Origin of the sequence: Methylobacterium sp. UNC300MFChir4.1, assembly GCF_900110155.1 — a bacterium.
Taxonomy (GTDB): Bacteria; Pseudomonadota; Alphaproteobacteria; order Rhizobiales; family Beijerinckiaceae; genus Methylobacterium.
Genome location: NZ_FOCS01000025.1, coordinates 1 through 15,755 on the forward strand (window position 1 = coordinate 1; position 15,755 = coordinate 15,755).

Below are 15,755 nucleotides of genomic sequence, written 5' to 3' on the forward strand. Positions count from 1 at the left end.
ATGGACAAGGGCGCGGTGCCACGTCCAGGGCGGGGCCGCCCGCGCCTACGTCCCCGGCGGATGGCAGGCGACCGGGGCTACTCCAGTCCGCCGGCCCGTCGTCGCCTCCGACAACGCCGGGTCGAGCCGGTGATCCCCACCCGCAAGGATCAGCCCCGCCAGCTCGATTTCGACAAAGCCGCCTACCGCGAGCGCAACAAGGTCGAGCGGTTGATCGGCCGGCTCAAGCAGTATCGCCGCATCGCCACCCGCTACGAGAAGCGAGCCGCGAACTACCTCGCCATGGTCACGCTCGGCATGACCATGCTCTGGCTCAGATGACTTTGCAGAGACGCCCTAGGCGCGGGCGATCTCGACGGGGTCGGTCGAGGGTGCGCGGGGCCGGGGCCGGTCGCCATCCGCCGCGAGCGCCACCGGATGCCGGATCCCGGCGTCCAAACGATCGGACGATAGGTCCGAAAATAGCTGCCTTCTCGGCCAGCGTCTGTCGCCACACCATCGGCACATCCACGCAGCGAGGCAGGACATGACAGCTCTCGAGACCATCCACGGGGCCGACGCGCTCAGCCCGAGGCTCGGCGAGACCGTTCTCGGAGAGCCCCACCGCATCGGCTCGAACTTCTCCGCGACGCACTTCTCCGAGGAAGTCTTCGACGGGCGCATGGACCCGCTTCTGATGGTCGACCACTTCGTCATGACGGGGCCGACCTTCGAGCCGCACCTCCATGCCGGCATCTCGGCCGTGACCGTCATGTTCGAGGACGCGACCGGCCACTTCCTCAACCGGGACACGCTGGGCCGAGACGTCTCCCTCGAGCCGGGCGACCTCTACTGGCTCGCGGCGGCGTCGGGCGCCGCGCACGAGGAGAGGCCGGCCGAAGGGGCACGGGTCCACGCCCTGCAGGTCTTCGTCAATCTGCCCGCGCGCCTCAAGGCGCAGCCGGCGCGCGCGCTGCACGTTCGCGCGGCCGACATCCCGGTCCTCGAAGGCCGCGGCCATCGCGTCCGCGTCGTCCTGGGGCAGAGCGGCGACGTTGTCGGCGCGGGTGGCACCCCGGAGGAGATGACACTGCTCGACGGCTTCCTACAGCCGGGCGGCGCCTTCGCCCACGCCCTGCCCGAGGGGCGGCAAGCCTGGATCTACGCCGTGTCGGGGCGCGTGACCGTCCGCTGCCGTGAGGAGGAGCGCCTCCTGCCGGAGGGCGGCGCCCTGGCAATGGGCGCCGGTTCCGCCGCGGAGATCATCCTCGAAGCCGCCGAGGCTGCGCATGTCGTGCTGATGGCCGGGCGGCCGATCCGCGAGCCCTTCGTCAAGCGCGGTCCGCTGGTGATGTCCACGGTCGCCGACGTCGAGCGCGCGCTCGCCGGCTACGCCCGGGGCGCGTTCGGCCGCATCCCGGCCTGAGATCCGATCGTCCGACACACGAACCCCGCGCGGCGCCGAGCGACGCGCGGACGGCGGAGCCTTGCCCGGCGGCGGTCGGGCCGATGCACCAGCGGGAACTGCGATGCGCGACGACACCTTCGGCCCCGATCCGGCGCCAGGGACGATCACCATTCCGCTCGCCGACGATGAACGGCGGCGCGAGGACGCCCTGCGGGACCTGTTCGCGCGCTTCTGGGGCAACGCGACGGGAGAGCCGCGGGCCGTCTACGACACCTTCATAGCCGGCAGCCCGCGCGCGGACGGCGTCGCGTTCGACCCCGTGGACGAGGCCGGCATCCGCGGCTGGTGGGTGCGCCCCGCGGATGCCGCGCCCGGCCAGGCGATCCTCTTCCTGCACGGCGGCGGCTACGTCCAGGGCACGGCCGCGGCCTATCGCGGCTTCGTCAGCCAGATCGCGAGCCGGGCTGGCGTCGCCGCGCTCGCCATCGACTATCCTCTGGCGCCGGAGGCGACGCTGCCCGCTGCCCCGGAGGCGGCGCTGGCTGCCTGGGATTGGTTGATCGGCCAAGGCTACGACCGGATCGCCGTCGTCGGGGACTCGGCCGGGGGCGGGCTGAGCCTCGTCACCCTGGCGAGCCTCGCCCTGCGCGCGCGCGGCCCTGCGCCGGTGGCCGGCGTCGTCTTCTCGCCCTGGACCGACCTGACGCTGTCCGGCCCCTCCATGAACGATCCTTCGGTGCAGGACCCGCTCATCGGCCGTGCGTACCTGCAGGACTGCGCGCGCAAGTATGCCGGCGCGCGCGATGTCCGCCACCCGCTGGCTTCACCGCTCCTCGGCGACCTGCGCGGATTGCCCCCGCTCCTGATCCAGGTCGGCACCGACGAGCGCCTCATCGACGACGCGACGCGCTACGCCCGGCGCGCCGAACAGGCTGGCGTCGCGGTGTGGCTGGAAGTCTGGGAGGGTCTGCATCACGTCTTCCAGCTCGACGTCGCCCACCTCGACAGCAGCCGCCGGGCCCTCGACCGAGCCGCCGCCTTCCTGCGCCGCGCCTCCGCATCCTGACCATCGCCGCTCTCGAAGAGGACATGTCCACCATGCCCACCCGCGCCCCCATCCCGGATCAGGCCTTCGACGTCGTCATCGCCGGTGGAGGCTCCGCGGGCGCCGTGCTCGCGCGCCGGCTCAGCGAGAATCCGAACCGGACGGTTCTTCTGCTGGAGGCCGGACCGGCCTACGCGCCGGGGGCGTATCCGGACGTCATCGCGAACGCGAACCGGGTCGGCGGCGACGCGGCGCACGACTGGGGCTACCACACCCAGGACCGCTCCGGCCTCGGCCACGACGTGCGCGCGATCCGCGGCAAGGTGCTCGGCGGCAGCTCCGGCGTGAACGCCGCGGTCGCCATGCGGGCGCGGCCGTCCGATTTCGCCCGCTGGACCGCGCGCGGTCTCGACGGCTGGTCGTGGGACGAGGTGCTCTCGGTCTTCAAGGCACTGGAGAACACGCCGGCCGGCGACGACGCTCGGCGCGGGCGCTCCGGGCCCTTCCCGATCCGCCAGCGCACGATGGAGGAGATCACCCCCTCCATGCGCGCCTTCGTGTTGGCCGCGGAGGCGGCCGGCCTGTCCCGCATCGCCGACTTCAACGGCGCGGAGCAGCACGGCGTCTCGCCCTACCCGCTGAACGTGGTCGAGGGCCGACGCGTCAACACGGGCATGGCCTACCTGACTGAGGAGGTTCGGCGCCGACCGAATCTCGCCATCGTCGGGGGCGCCGAGGTCGACGCCGTGCTGTTCGACGGCCGGCGGGCGCGCGGCCTCCGGCTTCTGGACGGCGCGACGGTGGAGGCCGGACGGGTGATCCTCTCGGCCGGGGCATTCGGCAGCCCCGCCATCCTGATGCGGTCGGGCATCGGGCCGGCGGCGCACCTGCGCGACCTCGACATTCCCGTGCTGCAGGACGCGCCGGTCGGTGAGCGGCTCAAGGAGCATCCGTTCTACTACAACGTCTACGCGCTCAAGCGGGAGGTGCGGGCGATGGACCCGGTCGCGGGCGCGATCATCTGGACGCGGTCGCGTGAGGCCGCCCCGGACGAGTTGGACCTTCACATCTCGGGGACGCACATCTTCGATCCGGCGCAGAGCCCGACCGGCGGGGCCATCGTACTGGCCTGCTCGGTCACGCTGCCGAGGTCCGTCGGCTCGGTTCGGCTGGCGAGCCGCGACCCCCGCGCCATGCCGCTCATCCGCTACAACTTCTTCGAGGACCCGGCCGACCTGCGGCGCATGTTGGAAGCGGTGCGCCTGTCGCGGCGCATCGGCCGGACGGCCCCGTTCAGCGACGTGGTCGCGGCGGAGCTGTATCCCGGTCCCGATGTCCGTGACGACGACGCGCTGCGGCGAGCCGTGCTCTCGGCAGTCGACGGCTACGCCCACCCGACCTCCTCCGTCCCGATGGGCGGCCGCGACGACCCGTGGGCAGTGGTCGATGGGAGCGGGGCGGTGCGCGGGGTGGACGGCCTGAGCGTCGTCGATGCCTCGATCATGCCCGACATCGTCTCGGCGCCGACGAATGTGACCACGATCATGCTCGCCGAGGCGATCGGCCGGAGGTTCGGCTAGAGCCGTGCCCGATCGCGTTGCAATCGGGCACGGCTCTAAACCTTTGTCTCGACGCGCTCTCTTACGCCGAACCGGTATCCACTTCGGCGGAGAGCGCTCGAGCGCTCGGCCGGGGGACGGCCGAAGTCGGGACGCCGCCTTCGAGAAGCCGGGCCACGCGCCTCGGCACGTCCGGCCCACCGCCTCCCCCGGCTTCACACGAGAACGGTCACAGACATGGCGCGCTCGACCTCGAAGCGTCTTGCCCCAACCCGCTCCCGCACGGGAGCGGGGGGCATGGCGCGGCTGCCTCGAACGAGGCGCCTTCCTGACCGTCGCGATACGGTCGGAAGCGGCGCCAGCCGCATGACCGTCCGCGCAGACCCTCGCAGAGGGTGCTTGCGCGGACGGCGTCCGCTACAATCGGCGCTTCCGGCAATGGAAAAGGGCGATCCAGGCATGGGCGACATCACGACGGTAGCAAAGGCCTTCTTCGACGCCTGCGAGACCGGCGGAGGCTGGGAGGCGTGCGCGCGCTACTGTGCCCCGCATGCGACCTTCTCCGCCCAGGCCGATGCCCTGGCCGGCGTGACCTCCCTGCAGGACTACACGGAGTGGATGAAGGGGCTCCTGACCTTCATCCCCGACGGTCGGTACGAGGTGCGTTCCTTCGCGACGGACGAGGAGCGCCGGAACGTGACGGCCTACGGGGTCTTCCACGGGACCCACACTGGCGAGGGCGGACCCTGCCCGCCCACGGGCAAATCCACGTCGACCGACTACGTGTATGTCATGCAGTTCGAGGGGGACCGCATCATCGGATTGACGAAGATCTGGAACGACGCCCGGGCCGTGAGAGAGCTCGGCTGGGCTTAGCCATCGCAGCGGCGAGCCTCGTCTTCCGCCGAACAGCGTGACGAGGCCGCCCGACAGATGCGCATCGCGCGGACGAGCTTCCTGGCCTGCCGCTTCTCGCAGGTCTCCGTGACGGCACGACCGGCGACCTTGACCATGAAGTGCCCATCAGCGGCCTTCTCCTCGGTGACGTGAGACATGCCGGCGGTCTCCTGTCGTTCGGGGCTCGGATGTCGGGCGGCCCATCTCCGGGGCTGGGTCGGGTGCGGCAAGGGCCCGTGCGCGGGTGCCCAGGATTGCCTGGGATCGCGGTTGGACAGGCGGGTTCGCCCCGCAACCCGCCTCCCGCCTTCGTGATCCTGCGTCAGGAGCCTTCGCCTCACCGACCGGAGGCGCCGCCCTGGGCCGCGACTTCAGAAGCCGCCCGGGCGAGATCGCGTTCGAAGCGCGGGTCGTGGAACAGCGCCTCGGCGATGACGGCCGCGGCGATTTTGCCGGCTTCGAGGTCGGACGGGAAATGGGTGCCGGCGATCACGCGGTTCTCCCCATAGGTCTCGGCGAACGCGAACAGCGCCTGGCGCTTCTCGGGCACGAGGCGCGACAGCACCGTGGCCGCGAGATACCCGAACGTGGCGTGGCCGCTCGGGTAGGACGTGCTGTCGGAGCGATGTCCGAACGTGGCGAGGTCCGGCTTCACCGTGTAGGGCCGCGGCCGCGCGATGGCGGCCTTCGCCGCCAGCACGGCGAGTTCCCCGTCCTGGAACACACTCTCGATCAGCGCCGCGGTGTCCGGCATCGTCTCCGCCGTGAAGGCTGGGCCGAGCACACCGGTGAAGCGGTCGAGGGTGCACGGCAGGTTCGCGGTGATGCGCCGCTCGTCGTCGGGCGTGCGGGCGCGGACCGCGGCCTCCACGGCCTGCATGTCCGCCTTGGCCGATTCCGAGCCGGCTTCGGGCGGGGGCGGCAGGACGCGCTGCAGCGCCATCGCCGCCGGGTCGACGTAGGTGCTGTGGAGCGTCGCGGCGGTGACGGGCAGGGCAAGGGAGAGGAGCACGGCCAGCGTCGCGGTGAGCCGCCGGCCGCCCCGGCCGGAAATCCGATCTTTCACCACTCCTCCTCAAGCCGTGCCAGGTCTCAACGCTCGCAGCCACGCCGCCGGGCCGCCCCGAGGCTTCTCCGGGGCTTCTCCGGGATTGTCTCGGGCAGCAGCGTCACGAGCACCCCGAGCGCGACCGCCGCGACGGCGGCGCACGCGAGATAGGCGGCATCGAACCCCGCCTGCTGGACCAAGGTTCCGGCGATCACGAACGACAGCGAAGCGCCGGCGCCCTGCACGGTCCCGATCAGGCCGTGGGCGGCGTTGTAGCGGCCGGTTCCTCGGGTGATGTCGGCTATGACCAGCGGCTTCACCGCGCTGAGCAGGCCGGCACCGACGCCGTCGAGGCACTGGACCGCGATCAGCCAGTACGGGTCGCGCCAGACGAGATAGAGCAAGGCGCGCACGGGCAGCGCGGCGAAGCCGATCACGAGCAAGGGCTTGCGACCCCAGCGCTCGGCCCGGCGGCCGACGATGAGCCCCATCGGCACCATCACTCCCTGCGCGCCGACGATGCAGACGGAGACGATGACGGACGACCAGTCCGGGCGCGCCTGTCCGATCTCCTGGGCGACGAGGGTCAGCAGCGGCGCGTTGGCGAAATGGAAAAGCCCTACGCAGGCCGCGAAGACCATGAGCGGCCGGCAGGTCAGCAGGGTCCGCCACCGGGCCGGGGCTTGCTCCCCCTCGCCGCCGCCGCGGGCCCGGCGCGCGTCGATGGCATCGCGCGGGATGGAGTAGAGTGCCGCGGCCGAGACGATGGCGCAGGCCGGGACCAAGAGGAACACCGCGCGGTCCGGGAACAGCCAGCCGACGAGCCCGATCAGCACGGCGATGGCGACGTTCCCGGTCCGCTCCAGGGCGGCGTTGCGGCCGAAGCGCCCGGCGATCCGGTCGGATGGGAACAGGCCGAGCGTGAGCGTCGCGATGGCCGGGCTCAGCATGCCCCCGACGGCGGCCAGCACGCAGGAGGCCGCGAGCACGGGCCAGAAGTACGGGAAGAGCGCGACGAGGAGCGTGGCCAGCGAGAGCGCGACCAGGGCGCCGAGCAGGATCACGCGCTTGTCGCGCACCGCGTCGATGGCGGTCCCGATGGGCGTCTGCACCACGATGCCGACGATGCCCGACACCGTGCTGACCAGCCCGACCGAGGCATCATTCCAGCCGCGGTGCACGTAGAGGTAGACGTTGAGGTAGGGCTTGATCGCCCCGTTCACGTCGATGAGCAGGAGGTTGAGGAGGTCCAGGGACCTGGAGACGGATGGCCGTCGCGAAGCGGGCGGCCGCTCCCCCTCGCCGATGTCCTGCTCCATGCGGTCTGCTCCCCTTTCAGCCAACCTAGAGCGGCGCGGCACCGAACCGAGGTGACCCCGCCCCGAATGAGCGTGACCGCCGGTAGAGGCGCTCCGGCCCGGCGACCGCGGCGCCGACCCACCCGAAGCCCGCGACGCACGCGACCGTCCCGGCCTATCGCGTTGAGCCTCCGGACCTGCTGGCGAAACACGACAAGCATCCGCGTCCCGGCCTGGACCGGCTGTCATGCCCCGGAGGGAGCGTGGCTGCGCGCACCGGAATCCGCCGCGGCGAGGCCGTCGCCGTCGGGGGGCGAGAGCCCCGGCATCCGAGGCCCAGCCCCGCGCCCGCGCTGCTCCCGGAGGGTGGCTCGTTGGCGGTGGTTCATGCGAGACCCGGAGCCGGCCCCGCATCGCAAGTCCGGGCTCGACCTCCCGGTCGCCCGAGACCGTCACCTTGGGACCTGCCTCGTGGGCAAATCCGGCGTCACGCCTCGGCGACGAGATCCCGGATACGCGTGCCGAGCGCGTCCATGGCGAAGGGCTTCGTCAGCACCCGCATGTCCGGCCCGAGGCTGCCTCCGCCCATGACCGCGCACTCGGCGTAGCCGGTGATGAACAGCACCTTGAGGTCCGGCCGGCGTCCGCGGGCGGCATCCGCCATCTGGCGTCCGTTCATCCCGCCGGGCAGGCCGACGTCGGTCACGAGCAGGTCGATGCGCGCGTCGGACTGGAGGATTGTGAGCCCCGCGGCGGCGTCGGCGGCCTCGACGGTGGCATAGCCCCTCTCGGTCAGCAGATCGACGACCAGTATCCGCACGGACGGCTCGTCGTCGACGACCAGCACGGTCTCCCCCAGACCGACGCGTGCCAGCCGGGCGGCCTCGCCGGCGCCGTCCTCGGCAACGGCCTCCCCGTGGTGGCGCGGCAGGTAGAGGCAGACGGTCGTGCCCAGCCCGACCTCGGACTGGATGCGGACGTGGCCGCCGGACTGTCGGGCGAAGCCGTAGATCATCGACAGGCCGAGGCCCGTCCCTTCGCCCAGGGGCTTGGTCGTGAAGAACGGTTCGAACACCCGCGCCACGACCTCGGGCGGCATGCCGGTGCCGGTGTCGGTCACGCAGACGGAGAGGTACTGGCCCTGGGGTATGTCGTAGCGGCTCGCGTAGGACGGATCCACGAGCCGATTGCCCGTCTCGATGGTGATGCGCCCGCCGGTCGGCATCGCGTCGCGGGCGTTGATGCACAGGTTGAGCAGCGCGTTCTCCAGCTGGGTCGGGTCGATCAGCGTCGGCCAGAGGCCGGCCGCCCCGACCACGTCCAGGGCGACCTGCGGCCCGATGGTGCGGCGGACCAGTTCCTCCATCCCCGCCACCAGCCGGTTCACGTCGGTGGGCTTCGGGTCGAGGGTCTGGCGCCGCGAGAAGGCGAGCAGGCGGTGGGTCAGCGCGGCGGCGCGCTTGGCTGCCCCCTGCGCGACCGACATGTAGCGCCCGACGTCGCCGAGCCGGCCCTGGCCCATGCGGGTCTGCATCATCTCCAGCGAGCCGGAGATGCCGGCGAGCAGGTTGTTGAAGTCGTGCGCCAGGCCGCCGGTCACTTGCCCGATGGCCTCCATCTTCTGCATCTGGCGGAGCTGACCCTCGGCAGCCAAGAGTTCGTCGGTCCGCTCCCGGACACGCGCTTCGAGCGTCTCGTTGAGCTCGCGCAGACGTGCCTCGGACTGCCGCAGCCGTTCCTCGCTCGCGCGCAGGGCCTCCTCCGCCATGGTCCGTTCCAGCAGATCGGCGGCCTGCCGGGCCAGGATGTCCAGCAGACGGAGATCCCGGTCGGTCGGCTCGTGCGGCTCGACCCAGTGCGTCGATATCATCCCCAGCAGCCCGCCGTCCCGAGATAGGAGCGGCGTCGTCTGGGCGGACCGGATGCCGGCGCGGCGGAAGGCGAGCAGGTCGTCGGTGCCGGCGATGTCGCCCCACGCCTCGAAATCCGGGACGACGGACCGGGCGCTGAGCCTCAGCGCGGCCGTGCAACTCATGATCGCCCTGGGATCGACCCAGGCCCAGTGGCCCTCGGCCTCAGACGTCAGTCCGCGCGCGTACAGCAGTTCGAGGTGGCCGGGATGGGTCGGATGGTTGAGCGGGCAGAGCCGCTGCATCGTCCCAAACTGCGAGCTGGTGATCCTGACGGCGGCATCGACGATCTTGCCGCACAGCGCCCCGAGGTCGTTCTCCCCGATCAGGTCGACGCAGAGCGGGTGATCAGCTGGCGCGGCCAGCCACCGCGCTTCGGTCCGGACTGCACGATGAGCGGGTCCTCGACGGGGCCGACGCGCGCGGAGCTTTCCCGTGCCCATCATGCCCAGGATCCACGACGCCCTCTCTGCCGGCGGCTTCGCCGGCTTCGTGGCGCGACAGGCGCGCGGGGCGCGGTCTCGGGTGCTCCGGCCTGCCGGGTCTCGAACGCCTCCCTCGACCTTTCGGGCCCGGCGCCGTGACTCACGAACCGCCGTCGTTCACCCCGCCTTCGGGCCAGGCGCCGCGCCCGACATCGCCCCGACCACCGGAAACCCGATCACCGACCCGCCAAGCACCGGCTCGCGGGCTCAAGCCGGGAAGGCGCGCAGGAGGTCCTCCGCCCCGTAAGGCTTCTTCACCACCGGCACGGCGGCGAGGTCTTCCGGAATGCGGAAGCCGTCGCCGTAGCCGGTGGCGAACGCGTAGGGGATGCCCAGTTCGAACAGCCTGCGCGCGACGGCGATACTGGTCTCGGAGCCCAGGTTGACGTCGAGCAGGGCCCGGGCCGGCGGCGCCGTGTCGATCAGGCGGAGCGCCTCGCGCGTCGACGACGCCATGTCCACGTTCGTAGCGCCGAGCGACGTGAGCAACTCCTCGGCCTCCAGGGCGATGATCATGTTGTCCTCGACGACCAGCACGGACCCCGCGAGACCGCGCAGCGCCTCGGCGTGAACCGCCCTGACAGCCTTCGGCGCGGCGCGTGAGGCGTTCTGGACGAAGGCCGGGGGGATGGTGAAGCGCGCCTCGACACCCGCCAGTTCGTAGCGCACCTCCGCCTCGCCCTTGAGTTCGTACGGGATCGACCGCTCGATGATGGTCGTGCCGAAGCCGCGCCGGGTGGGCGCCCGCACGGCCGGGCCGCCGGTCTCGCGCCATCGGATCACCAAGTGGTCGAGGGCGTCCCGCTCCCAGCGCAGGTCGACCCGCCCGAGGCTGTCGCAGAGCGCGCCGTACTTGGCCGAGTTCGTCATCATCTCGTGGACGACCAGGGCGACGGTCGAGAACGCCTGCGGCTCCAGCAGGACGTCGGCGCCGTCGAGCACGACCCGGCCGGCCTTGGGTCCGAGGTAGGCGCCGGCCTCCAGCATGACGAGGTCGCGCAGGGATCCCGGTCCCCAGTTGCTCGAGGTGATCTGGTCGTGCGCCCGGGCGAGCGCCTGGATGCGGTCGCCGACCGTGTTCGCGAAGGCGCTGTCCGCCCCGTCCGCCGGCCGGCTCTGGGTCACCACCCCGCGGATCAGGTTCAGGATGTTGCGGACCCGGTGGTTGAGCTCGGCGATGAGGAGTTCCTGACGCTCCTGCGCGACCTTGCGCTCCTTCTCGGCGGAGTCGGTGAGGCGCAGGATCACCTCGAGCAGGGTGATGCGCAGGGCCTCGGCGGTCCGCATCTCGACCTCGGCCCAGGGGAGCGAGCGCCCGTGCACGGTCTCGCGCCACGCCTCGAAGCTCTTGCGCGGGGTCAGGCGGACGCCGTTCGGCCCCGGAGTCGCGGGCTTCACCGGGTTGCCCGCCCAGGTCACGGTCCGCGAGACCTCGCGCCGGAAGTAGACCAGAAAATCCCGGGGCGTGCGCGACACCGGGATGGCGAGCATGCCGGCCGCCCGCTCGGTGAAGTCGCGGCCCGGTTCGTGGACGCGCCCGATCTCGTCGGTCGCGTAGGCCTTGCTCGCGGCCGTGCGGTTGAGGAAGCGCACCAGGCCGGCGAACTCCTCCGCGGTCGGGGTCGAGCCCTGGAGCGTGATCTCGCCGTTCACCCACAGGCCGATGCCGTCGCAGGGCAGGATCGCCGCCAGGTCGTCGAGGAAGTCGGAGAGGCTTTCCAGGTTGGTGCCGCCGGTGGCCAGCGCGCCCAGCAGGCGGTTGTGCAACTCGCGCGAACGGACCTCGCGCTCGGCGTCGGCCTGCCGCTCGCGGGCCTCCAGCAGCCAGGAGAACATCTGGCCGAACAGCTCGGCGCCGGTCCGGCGCTCGAGGGAGATGTGGCGCGGCTCGGTGTGGTGGCAGGCGAACAGGCCCCACAGGCGACCGTCGCGCAGGATGGACACGGACAGCGAGGCCGCCACGCCCATGTTGCGCAGGTATTCGAGGTGGATCGGCGAGACCGTCCGCAGGGTCGACAGCGACAGGTCGAGGGGCTGGCCGGCCGGATCGCGCGGGGGCAGCACGGCGGCGCCGGTGTCGTCGACGTCGGCGATGATGCGCAGCCAGTTGCGCGCGTAGAGGGCGCGGGCCTGTTTGGGGATGTCGGAGGCCGGGTAGTGCAGCCCCAGGTAGGGGGCGAGGCCGGACCGGGCCGCCTCGGCGATGACCTCGCCCGAATGGTCCGCGGCGAAGCGGTAGACCATAACCCGGTCGAACCCGGTCAGCGCCCGCATCTGGCGGGCGGCCTCGCGGCAGAGGGGGTCGAACCCCACGGTCTGCTGGAGACGGGTGACCATGCTGCGCACGAGGTTGCCGGCGCTGAGGTGTTCGGTGGCGCTCGGCTCGGCCTCGATGACGATGGTGTCCCCGGACCGGTGGAGGGCCACGTCGAACGGCTCGCCGCCCGGCACGAGCCGGAGGCCGAAGACCCGGTCGACGGCGTCCGGCCCGCGCAGGGTCTGCAGGTGCCCGCGCAGGGTGTGGATGGCCTCGCGGTCGAGGACGGCATCGAGGGGCAGGCCGAGAAGCGCCGCCGCACCCTGGCCGAGCCAGGTCGCGATGTTGTCCGAGGCGCGGGTGACGATCCAGTCCGGGGAGACCCCGATGAGGAAGCCGAACCCCTGCACCGCGCCGAGGATGTGGATGGGCTCGCGGTCGCAGGACGAGAGGTCGATCTCCGGCGTCGGTTGCGACGCGTTCAACTGGTCCATGGGCCCACGATGCTGCGCGCAGGCAAGGGTCCGGCTGCGGTTCGGATATTGTCTTCGCAGATCAACGCGGCACGGCGCGCGGGCGTTGCAGGACCGGCCTCTGCCAGCACCCACGATCCTTTCCTTCGACGCGTTGCCGCGACCTCGGGATGCCCGGAGCGTGGAACCGCTCCGGGCGGCCGGATCAAACTTTGCCGGTGAGCTTGTCGGCCACGTGCTTGGCGCCGTCCTTGACGTTCCCGGTCGTCTTCTGGGCTTCGCCCTTCAGTTCCTGCGCCTTGACCTCGGCCTTCAGCTTGTCGTTGCCAGTCACGCTGCCGATGCCCTGCTTCACGTTGCCGACGGCCTCATTGGCCAGGCCCTTGATCGTGTCGGTGGTGCTGCTCCTGGCGGTTCTCCTTCGCGACCAGGCCTTCGCGACCAGGGCGGCCACGGGGATCGGGAACGGCTCTCGCCCGGGCGCCGTTCCGCGCGGCTGGTCACGGTCACGGGAGGGTCCTGACGCGTGCCCAGCGGGTGCACGGATCGACGCGACGGCCAAGTCTCGACTGCCCGGTGGGGAAGGGCGCTCCGCGCGAGTGGGATCCGCTAGGGATGTGCCTTCGCCCTCGTGCGCGCGCCTGTTCAGTGCGGCTCCTTCGGACGCGACCACGCCCACGTCAGCCGGTGCCGAAGCCGGCGTACCCGCCTGGACGCCACCCGGACGGAGCAATCCGACGCGCATGCCGGGTGACATCATCCCGCCTCCGGATCGCAGGCAGCACGACGGCACCGGCGCGGCGTGGTTCTCGGAGTCGGTACCTACGCTGACGATCTGGCGACCCGGGCAGTCAGGTCTCGCAGAGAATGCTGCCGAAGCAGGATGCGACGGTTCGGTCGATCACATTTCTTCGGACGGAGCTCTTCGCAAGCGAGCCAGGAAGCAGTCGTTCCTCCGCTCAAGCTCGAATCACACGCCGTCGTGAAGATCGGGCGCGCCGAGTGGGCATTCCTTCGGCCGTTGGCCGAGCCAGTTTCCGCGGGGAGAAATCAAAACTCGACGTGCGGAAAATCGCTGTCACTCCAGCGACTTAGATCGAGTTGAGCGGTGCTGGCGGAGACGGAGGGATTCGAACCCTCGATACCCATTTCTGGGTATGCTCATTTAGCAAACGAGTGCCTTCAGCCGCTCGGCCACGTCTCCGGCGCTCTGGCTCTAGAAGGTCGGATCCGGCGGGTCAACCCGATCCTGGCGGGCGGCGGCCACGCGGCGGCGCTCGACGTGCTTGGCGACGCGCAGATGCCGCGAGATCGCGTAGTTCATCGCCGTCAGGAAGCCGTAGGTGCCCCGCACGAAGTGGCGGCGGCCGAGATAGGCCTTCAGGAAATTGCCCGGCAGCTCGACGAACACCCGCCAGGTCGGGATCACCACGCCCCGCGACTCCAAGTCGTCCGCCTGCTGGTCGGAGTAGCGGTTCAGCTTGTCGAGCTGGTCGCCGAGCGAGCGCACCGAGAAATGGTGGATCACGCCCCGGAGCCGGCCCGGCTTCACCCCCGGTTCCAGCGCCACCCGGTCGTGGACCGGCGAGGCGGCGTAGCGGCCCTTGTCCTTCCGGTAGAGCCGGACCGGCGTCAGCGTGTAGGCGAGCGGGTGCGGCCGGCCCTCGCCGGGGAAGATCTCGGCGATGCCGATCCGCCACGCCGGCCGGCGCGGCTCGCCCGCGGCCCAGAGGCCCTGGATCTCCCGGGCCAGCTCCGGCGGCACCACCTCGTCGGCGTCGAGGTTCAGGAGCCAGACGTGCCGGCACTGCTCCTCTGCGAAGCGCTTCTGCGGGCCGTAGCCCGGCCAGGGATGGTGCAGCACCCGCGCGCCCAGCGACTCCGCCAGGGCCTGCGTGCCGTCGGTGGACCCGGAATCGACCACGACGAGGTCGTCGGTCAGGCCGCGGACCGCCCGAAGCGTCGCGCCGATCCGGTCCACCTCGTTGTGGGCGATGATGAAGACCGACAGCGGCAGGGGCCCGTCGGGTCCCGGGAGCGGCCTGGGGGCGGCGGCGCCCTCCGGAGCGCGGCTCACGCCAGCCAGTCCGGCACCCGGTCGAGGGCGATCAGGGCGTCGACGTCGAGGCGCGGGCGGACCACCGCCGCGCGGTCGCCCCGCACCAGAACCTCCGGCACCAGCGGCCGGGTGTTGTAGGTGCAGGACTGCACCGCCCCGTAGGCGCCGGCGCTCATCACGGCGATCAGGTCGCCGGGCCTCACCTCCGGCATCTCGCGGTTGAGGGCGAGGTAGTCGCCGCTCTCGCAGACCGGGCCGACCACGTCGGCGACGAGGCGCGGCGTCTCGGGACCCGGCTCGATGACCGGCCGCAGGCCGTGATAGGCCTCGTACAGGGTCGGGCGGATCAGGTCGTTCATCGCCGCGTCGACGATCACGAAGGTCCGCCCCTCGCTGTGCTTCACGTAAAGCACGCGCGTCAGCAGGATCCCGGCATTGCCGACGATCATCCGGCCGATCTCGAAGACCGGCCGCAGGCCGAGGGGGGCGAAATGCGGCCGCAGAGTCGCCGCCAGCGCGGCCGGGTCCGGCGGCGGCGCGTTGTCGTCGCGGTAGGGGATGCCGAGGCCGCCGCCGAAATCGATGTGGCGCAGGGGATGGCCGGCCGCCAGCAACTCCCGGGCGAGGCCAGCGAGCAGCCGGGCCGCGTCGGCGAAGGGCGCCAGATCGGTGATCTGGCTGCCGATATGCATGTCGACGCCGTGCACCGCGACCCCCGGCAGGGCGGCCGCAGCGGCGTAAACAGCCGGCGCCCGGGTGATCGGGATGCCGAACTTGTTCTCGTACTTGCCGGTGGAGATCTTGGCGTGCGTGCCGGCGTCCACGTCGGGGTTCACCCGGACTGAGACCGGCGCGCGGAGGCCGAGGCCCACCGCCACCTCGGACAGGACCGCGAGTTCCGGCTCACTCTCCACGTTGAAGCAGAAGATGCCGGCCCTCAGCGCGGCCTCCATCTCGGCGCGGGTCTTGCCGACTCCCGAGAACACGATCTTGCCGGGGTCCACGCCGGCCGCCAGGGCCCGCTGCAGCTCGCCGCCGGAGACGATGTCCATCCCGGCGCCCCGGGCCGCGAGGGTCCGCAGGACGGCCTGGTTCGAGTTCGCCTTCATGGCGAAGCAGACCAGCGCGTCGTCGGCCGCGAACGCCTCCGCGAAGACGCGGAAGTGCCGCTCCAGCGTGGCGGTGCTGTAGCAGTAGAACGGTGTGCCGACCTCCGCGGCGAGGCCGGTCAGGTCGACATCCTCGGCGTGCAGGCGGCCGTCGCGATAGTGGAAATGGTGCATCTCGGCCGTGTCTCGTCGCCGTGTCTCGTCCCGCCGGAGCGCGGGCTGTTTCCC

At 71.5% G+C, this 15,755-nt stretch carries 13 protein-coding genes and 1 tRNA gene; 5 read left to right on the forward strand and 9 right to left on the reverse strand.

Annotation, left to right across the window (positions count from 1 at the left end; all coding sequences use genetic code 11):
• The 5 genes from BMY19_RS24920 to BMY19_RS24940 form a co-directional block, all read left to right on the forward strand.
• Nucleotides 1–321, forward strand: a 321-nt coding sequence (locus BMY19_RS24920) for a transposase (RefSeq protein ID WP_139215691.1), incomplete at its 5' end; no start/stop codon positions are given.
• A gap of 205 nt (nucleotides 322–526) precedes the next feature.
• Nucleotides 527–1,405 carry a pirin family protein gene (locus BMY19_RS24925; RefSeq protein ID WP_100253274.1) on the forward strand — a complete coding sequence of 293 codons (879 nt, stop codon included), beginning with the start codon at nucleotides 527–529 and terminating at the stop codon, nucleotides 1,403–1,405.
• Nucleotides 1,406–1,508: 103 nt separating this feature from the next.
• Nucleotides 1,509–2,453 (forward strand): alpha/beta hydrolase, encoded by a 945-nt coding sequence (locus tag BMY19_RS24930; RefSeq protein WP_091928349.1) that lies wholly within the window; start codon nucleotides 1,509–1,511, stop codon nucleotides 2,451–2,453.
• 23 nt (nucleotides 2,454–2,476) lie between these two features.
• Entirely contained in the window at nucleotides 2,477–4,012 is a 1,536-nt protein-coding gene (locus BMY19_RS24935) for a GMC family oxidoreductase (protein WP_244535009.1), read from the forward strand.
• Nucleotides 4,013–4,450: 438 nt separating this feature from the next.
• Nucleotides 4,451–4,867 (forward strand): ester cyclase, encoded by a 417-nt coding sequence (locus BMY19_RS24940; protein ID WP_091682786.1) that lies wholly within the window; start codon nucleotides 4,451–4,453, stop codon nucleotides 4,865–4,867.
• Here BMY19_RS24940 and BMY19_RS24945 read toward each other — a convergent pair.
• The 9 genes from BMY19_RS24945 to lysA form a co-directional block, all read right to left on the reverse strand.
• Nucleotides 4,864–5,046: a hypothetical protein gene (locus BMY19_RS24945; RefSeq protein WP_056529492.1), complete on the reverse strand. Its 183-nt coding sequence runs from the start codon at nucleotides 5,044–5,046 to the stop codon at nucleotides 4,864–4,866. The two genes, BMY19_RS24940 and BMY19_RS24945, sit on opposite strands and share 4 nt — an antisense overlap.
• 179 nt (nucleotides 5,047–5,225) lie before the next feature.
• Nucleotides 5,226–5,954: a phosphatase PAP2 family protein gene (locus tag BMY19_RS24950; protein ID WP_091682788.1), complete on the reverse strand. Its 729-nt coding sequence runs from the start codon at nucleotides 5,952–5,954 to the stop codon at nucleotides 5,226–5,228.
• 26 nt (nucleotides 5,955–5,980) lie between these two features.
• Nucleotides 5,981–7,255 (reverse strand): MFS transporter, encoded by a 1,275-nt coding sequence (locus tag BMY19_RS24955; RefSeq protein ID WP_100253275.1) that lies wholly within the window; start codon nucleotides 7,253–7,255, stop codon nucleotides 5,981–5,983.
• A gap of 466 nt (nucleotides 7,256–7,721) precedes the next feature.
• Complete coding sequence (locus tag BMY19_RS24960; protein ID WP_170863038.1) at nucleotides 7,722–9,590, reverse strand: ATP-binding protein; 1,869 nt, start codon at nucleotides 9,588–9,590, stop codon at nucleotides 7,722–7,724.
• A gap of 246 nt (nucleotides 9,591–9,836) precedes the next feature.
• Complete coding sequence (locus BMY19_RS24965) at nucleotides 9,837–12,380, reverse strand: HWE histidine kinase domain-containing protein (protein ID WP_100253276.1); 2,544 nt, start codon at nucleotides 12,378–12,380, stop codon at nucleotides 9,837–9,839.
• Nucleotides 12,381–12,564: 184 nt separating this feature from the next.
• Nucleotides 12,565–12,813, reverse strand: a complete 249-nt coding sequence (locus BMY19_RS24970; protein WP_244535010.1) for a CsbD family protein — start codon at nucleotides 12,811–12,813, stop codon at nucleotides 12,565–12,567.
• 658 nt (nucleotides 12,814–13,471) lie between these two features.
• Nucleotides 13,472–13,563: transfer RNA gene (locus tag BMY19_RS24975), tRNA-Ser, on the reverse strand.
• A 12-nt stretch (nucleotides 13,564–13,575) separates the two neighbouring features.
• A complete protein-coding gene (locus BMY19_RS24980) occupies nucleotides 13,576–14,436 on the reverse strand; it encodes a glycosyltransferase family 2 protein (RefSeq protein WP_170863039.1) in 861 nt (286 codons plus the stop codon).
• On the reverse strand, nucleotides 14,433–15,701 hold the full coding sequence (gene lysA / locus BMY19_RS24985) for a diaminopimelate decarboxylase (RefSeq protein ID WP_100253277.1): 1,269 nt from the start codon (nucleotides 15,699–15,701) through the stop codon (nucleotides 14,433–14,435). Before lysA ends, BMY19_RS24980 begins: the two co-directional genes overlap by 4 nt.
• Between the last annotated feature and the right edge of the window lie 54 nt (nucleotides 15,702–15,755).

Coding starts and splice junctions, on each gene's coding strand:
- lysA (WP_100253277.1), bottom strand. CDS start 15,701: ATGCACCATTTCCACTATCGCGACGGCCGCCTGCACGCCGAGGATGTC.
- BMY19_RS24960 (WP_170863038.1), bottom strand. CDS start 9,590: ATGATGGGCACGGGAAAGCTCCGCGCGCGTCGGCCCCGTCGAGGACCC.
- BMY19_RS24945 (WP_056529492.1), bottom strand. CDS start 5,046: ATGTCTCACGTCACCGAGGAGAAGGCCGCTGATGGGCACTTCATGGTC.
- BMY19_RS24925 (WP_100253274.1), top strand. CDS start 527: ATGACAGCTCTCGAGACCATCCACGGGGCCGACGCGCTCAGCCCGAGG.
- BMY19_RS24930 (WP_091928349.1), top strand. CDS start 1,509: ATGCGCGACGACACCTTCGGCCCCGATCCGGCGCCAGGGACGATCACC.
- BMY19_RS24940 (WP_091682786.1), top strand. CDS start 4,451: ATGGGCGACATCACGACGGTAGCAAAGGCCTTCTTCGACGCCTGCGAG.
- BMY19_RS24935 (WP_244535009.1), top strand. CDS start 2,477: ATGTCCACCATGCCCACCCGCGCCCCCATCCCGGATCAGGCCTTCGAC.
- BMY19_RS24965 (WP_100253276.1), bottom strand. CDS start 12,380: ATGGACCAGTTGAACGCGTCGCAACCGACGCCGGAGATCGACCTCTCG.
- BMY19_RS24955 (WP_100253275.1), bottom strand. CDS start 7,255: ATGGAGCAGGACATCGGCGAGGGGGAGCGGCCGCCCGCTTCGCGACGG.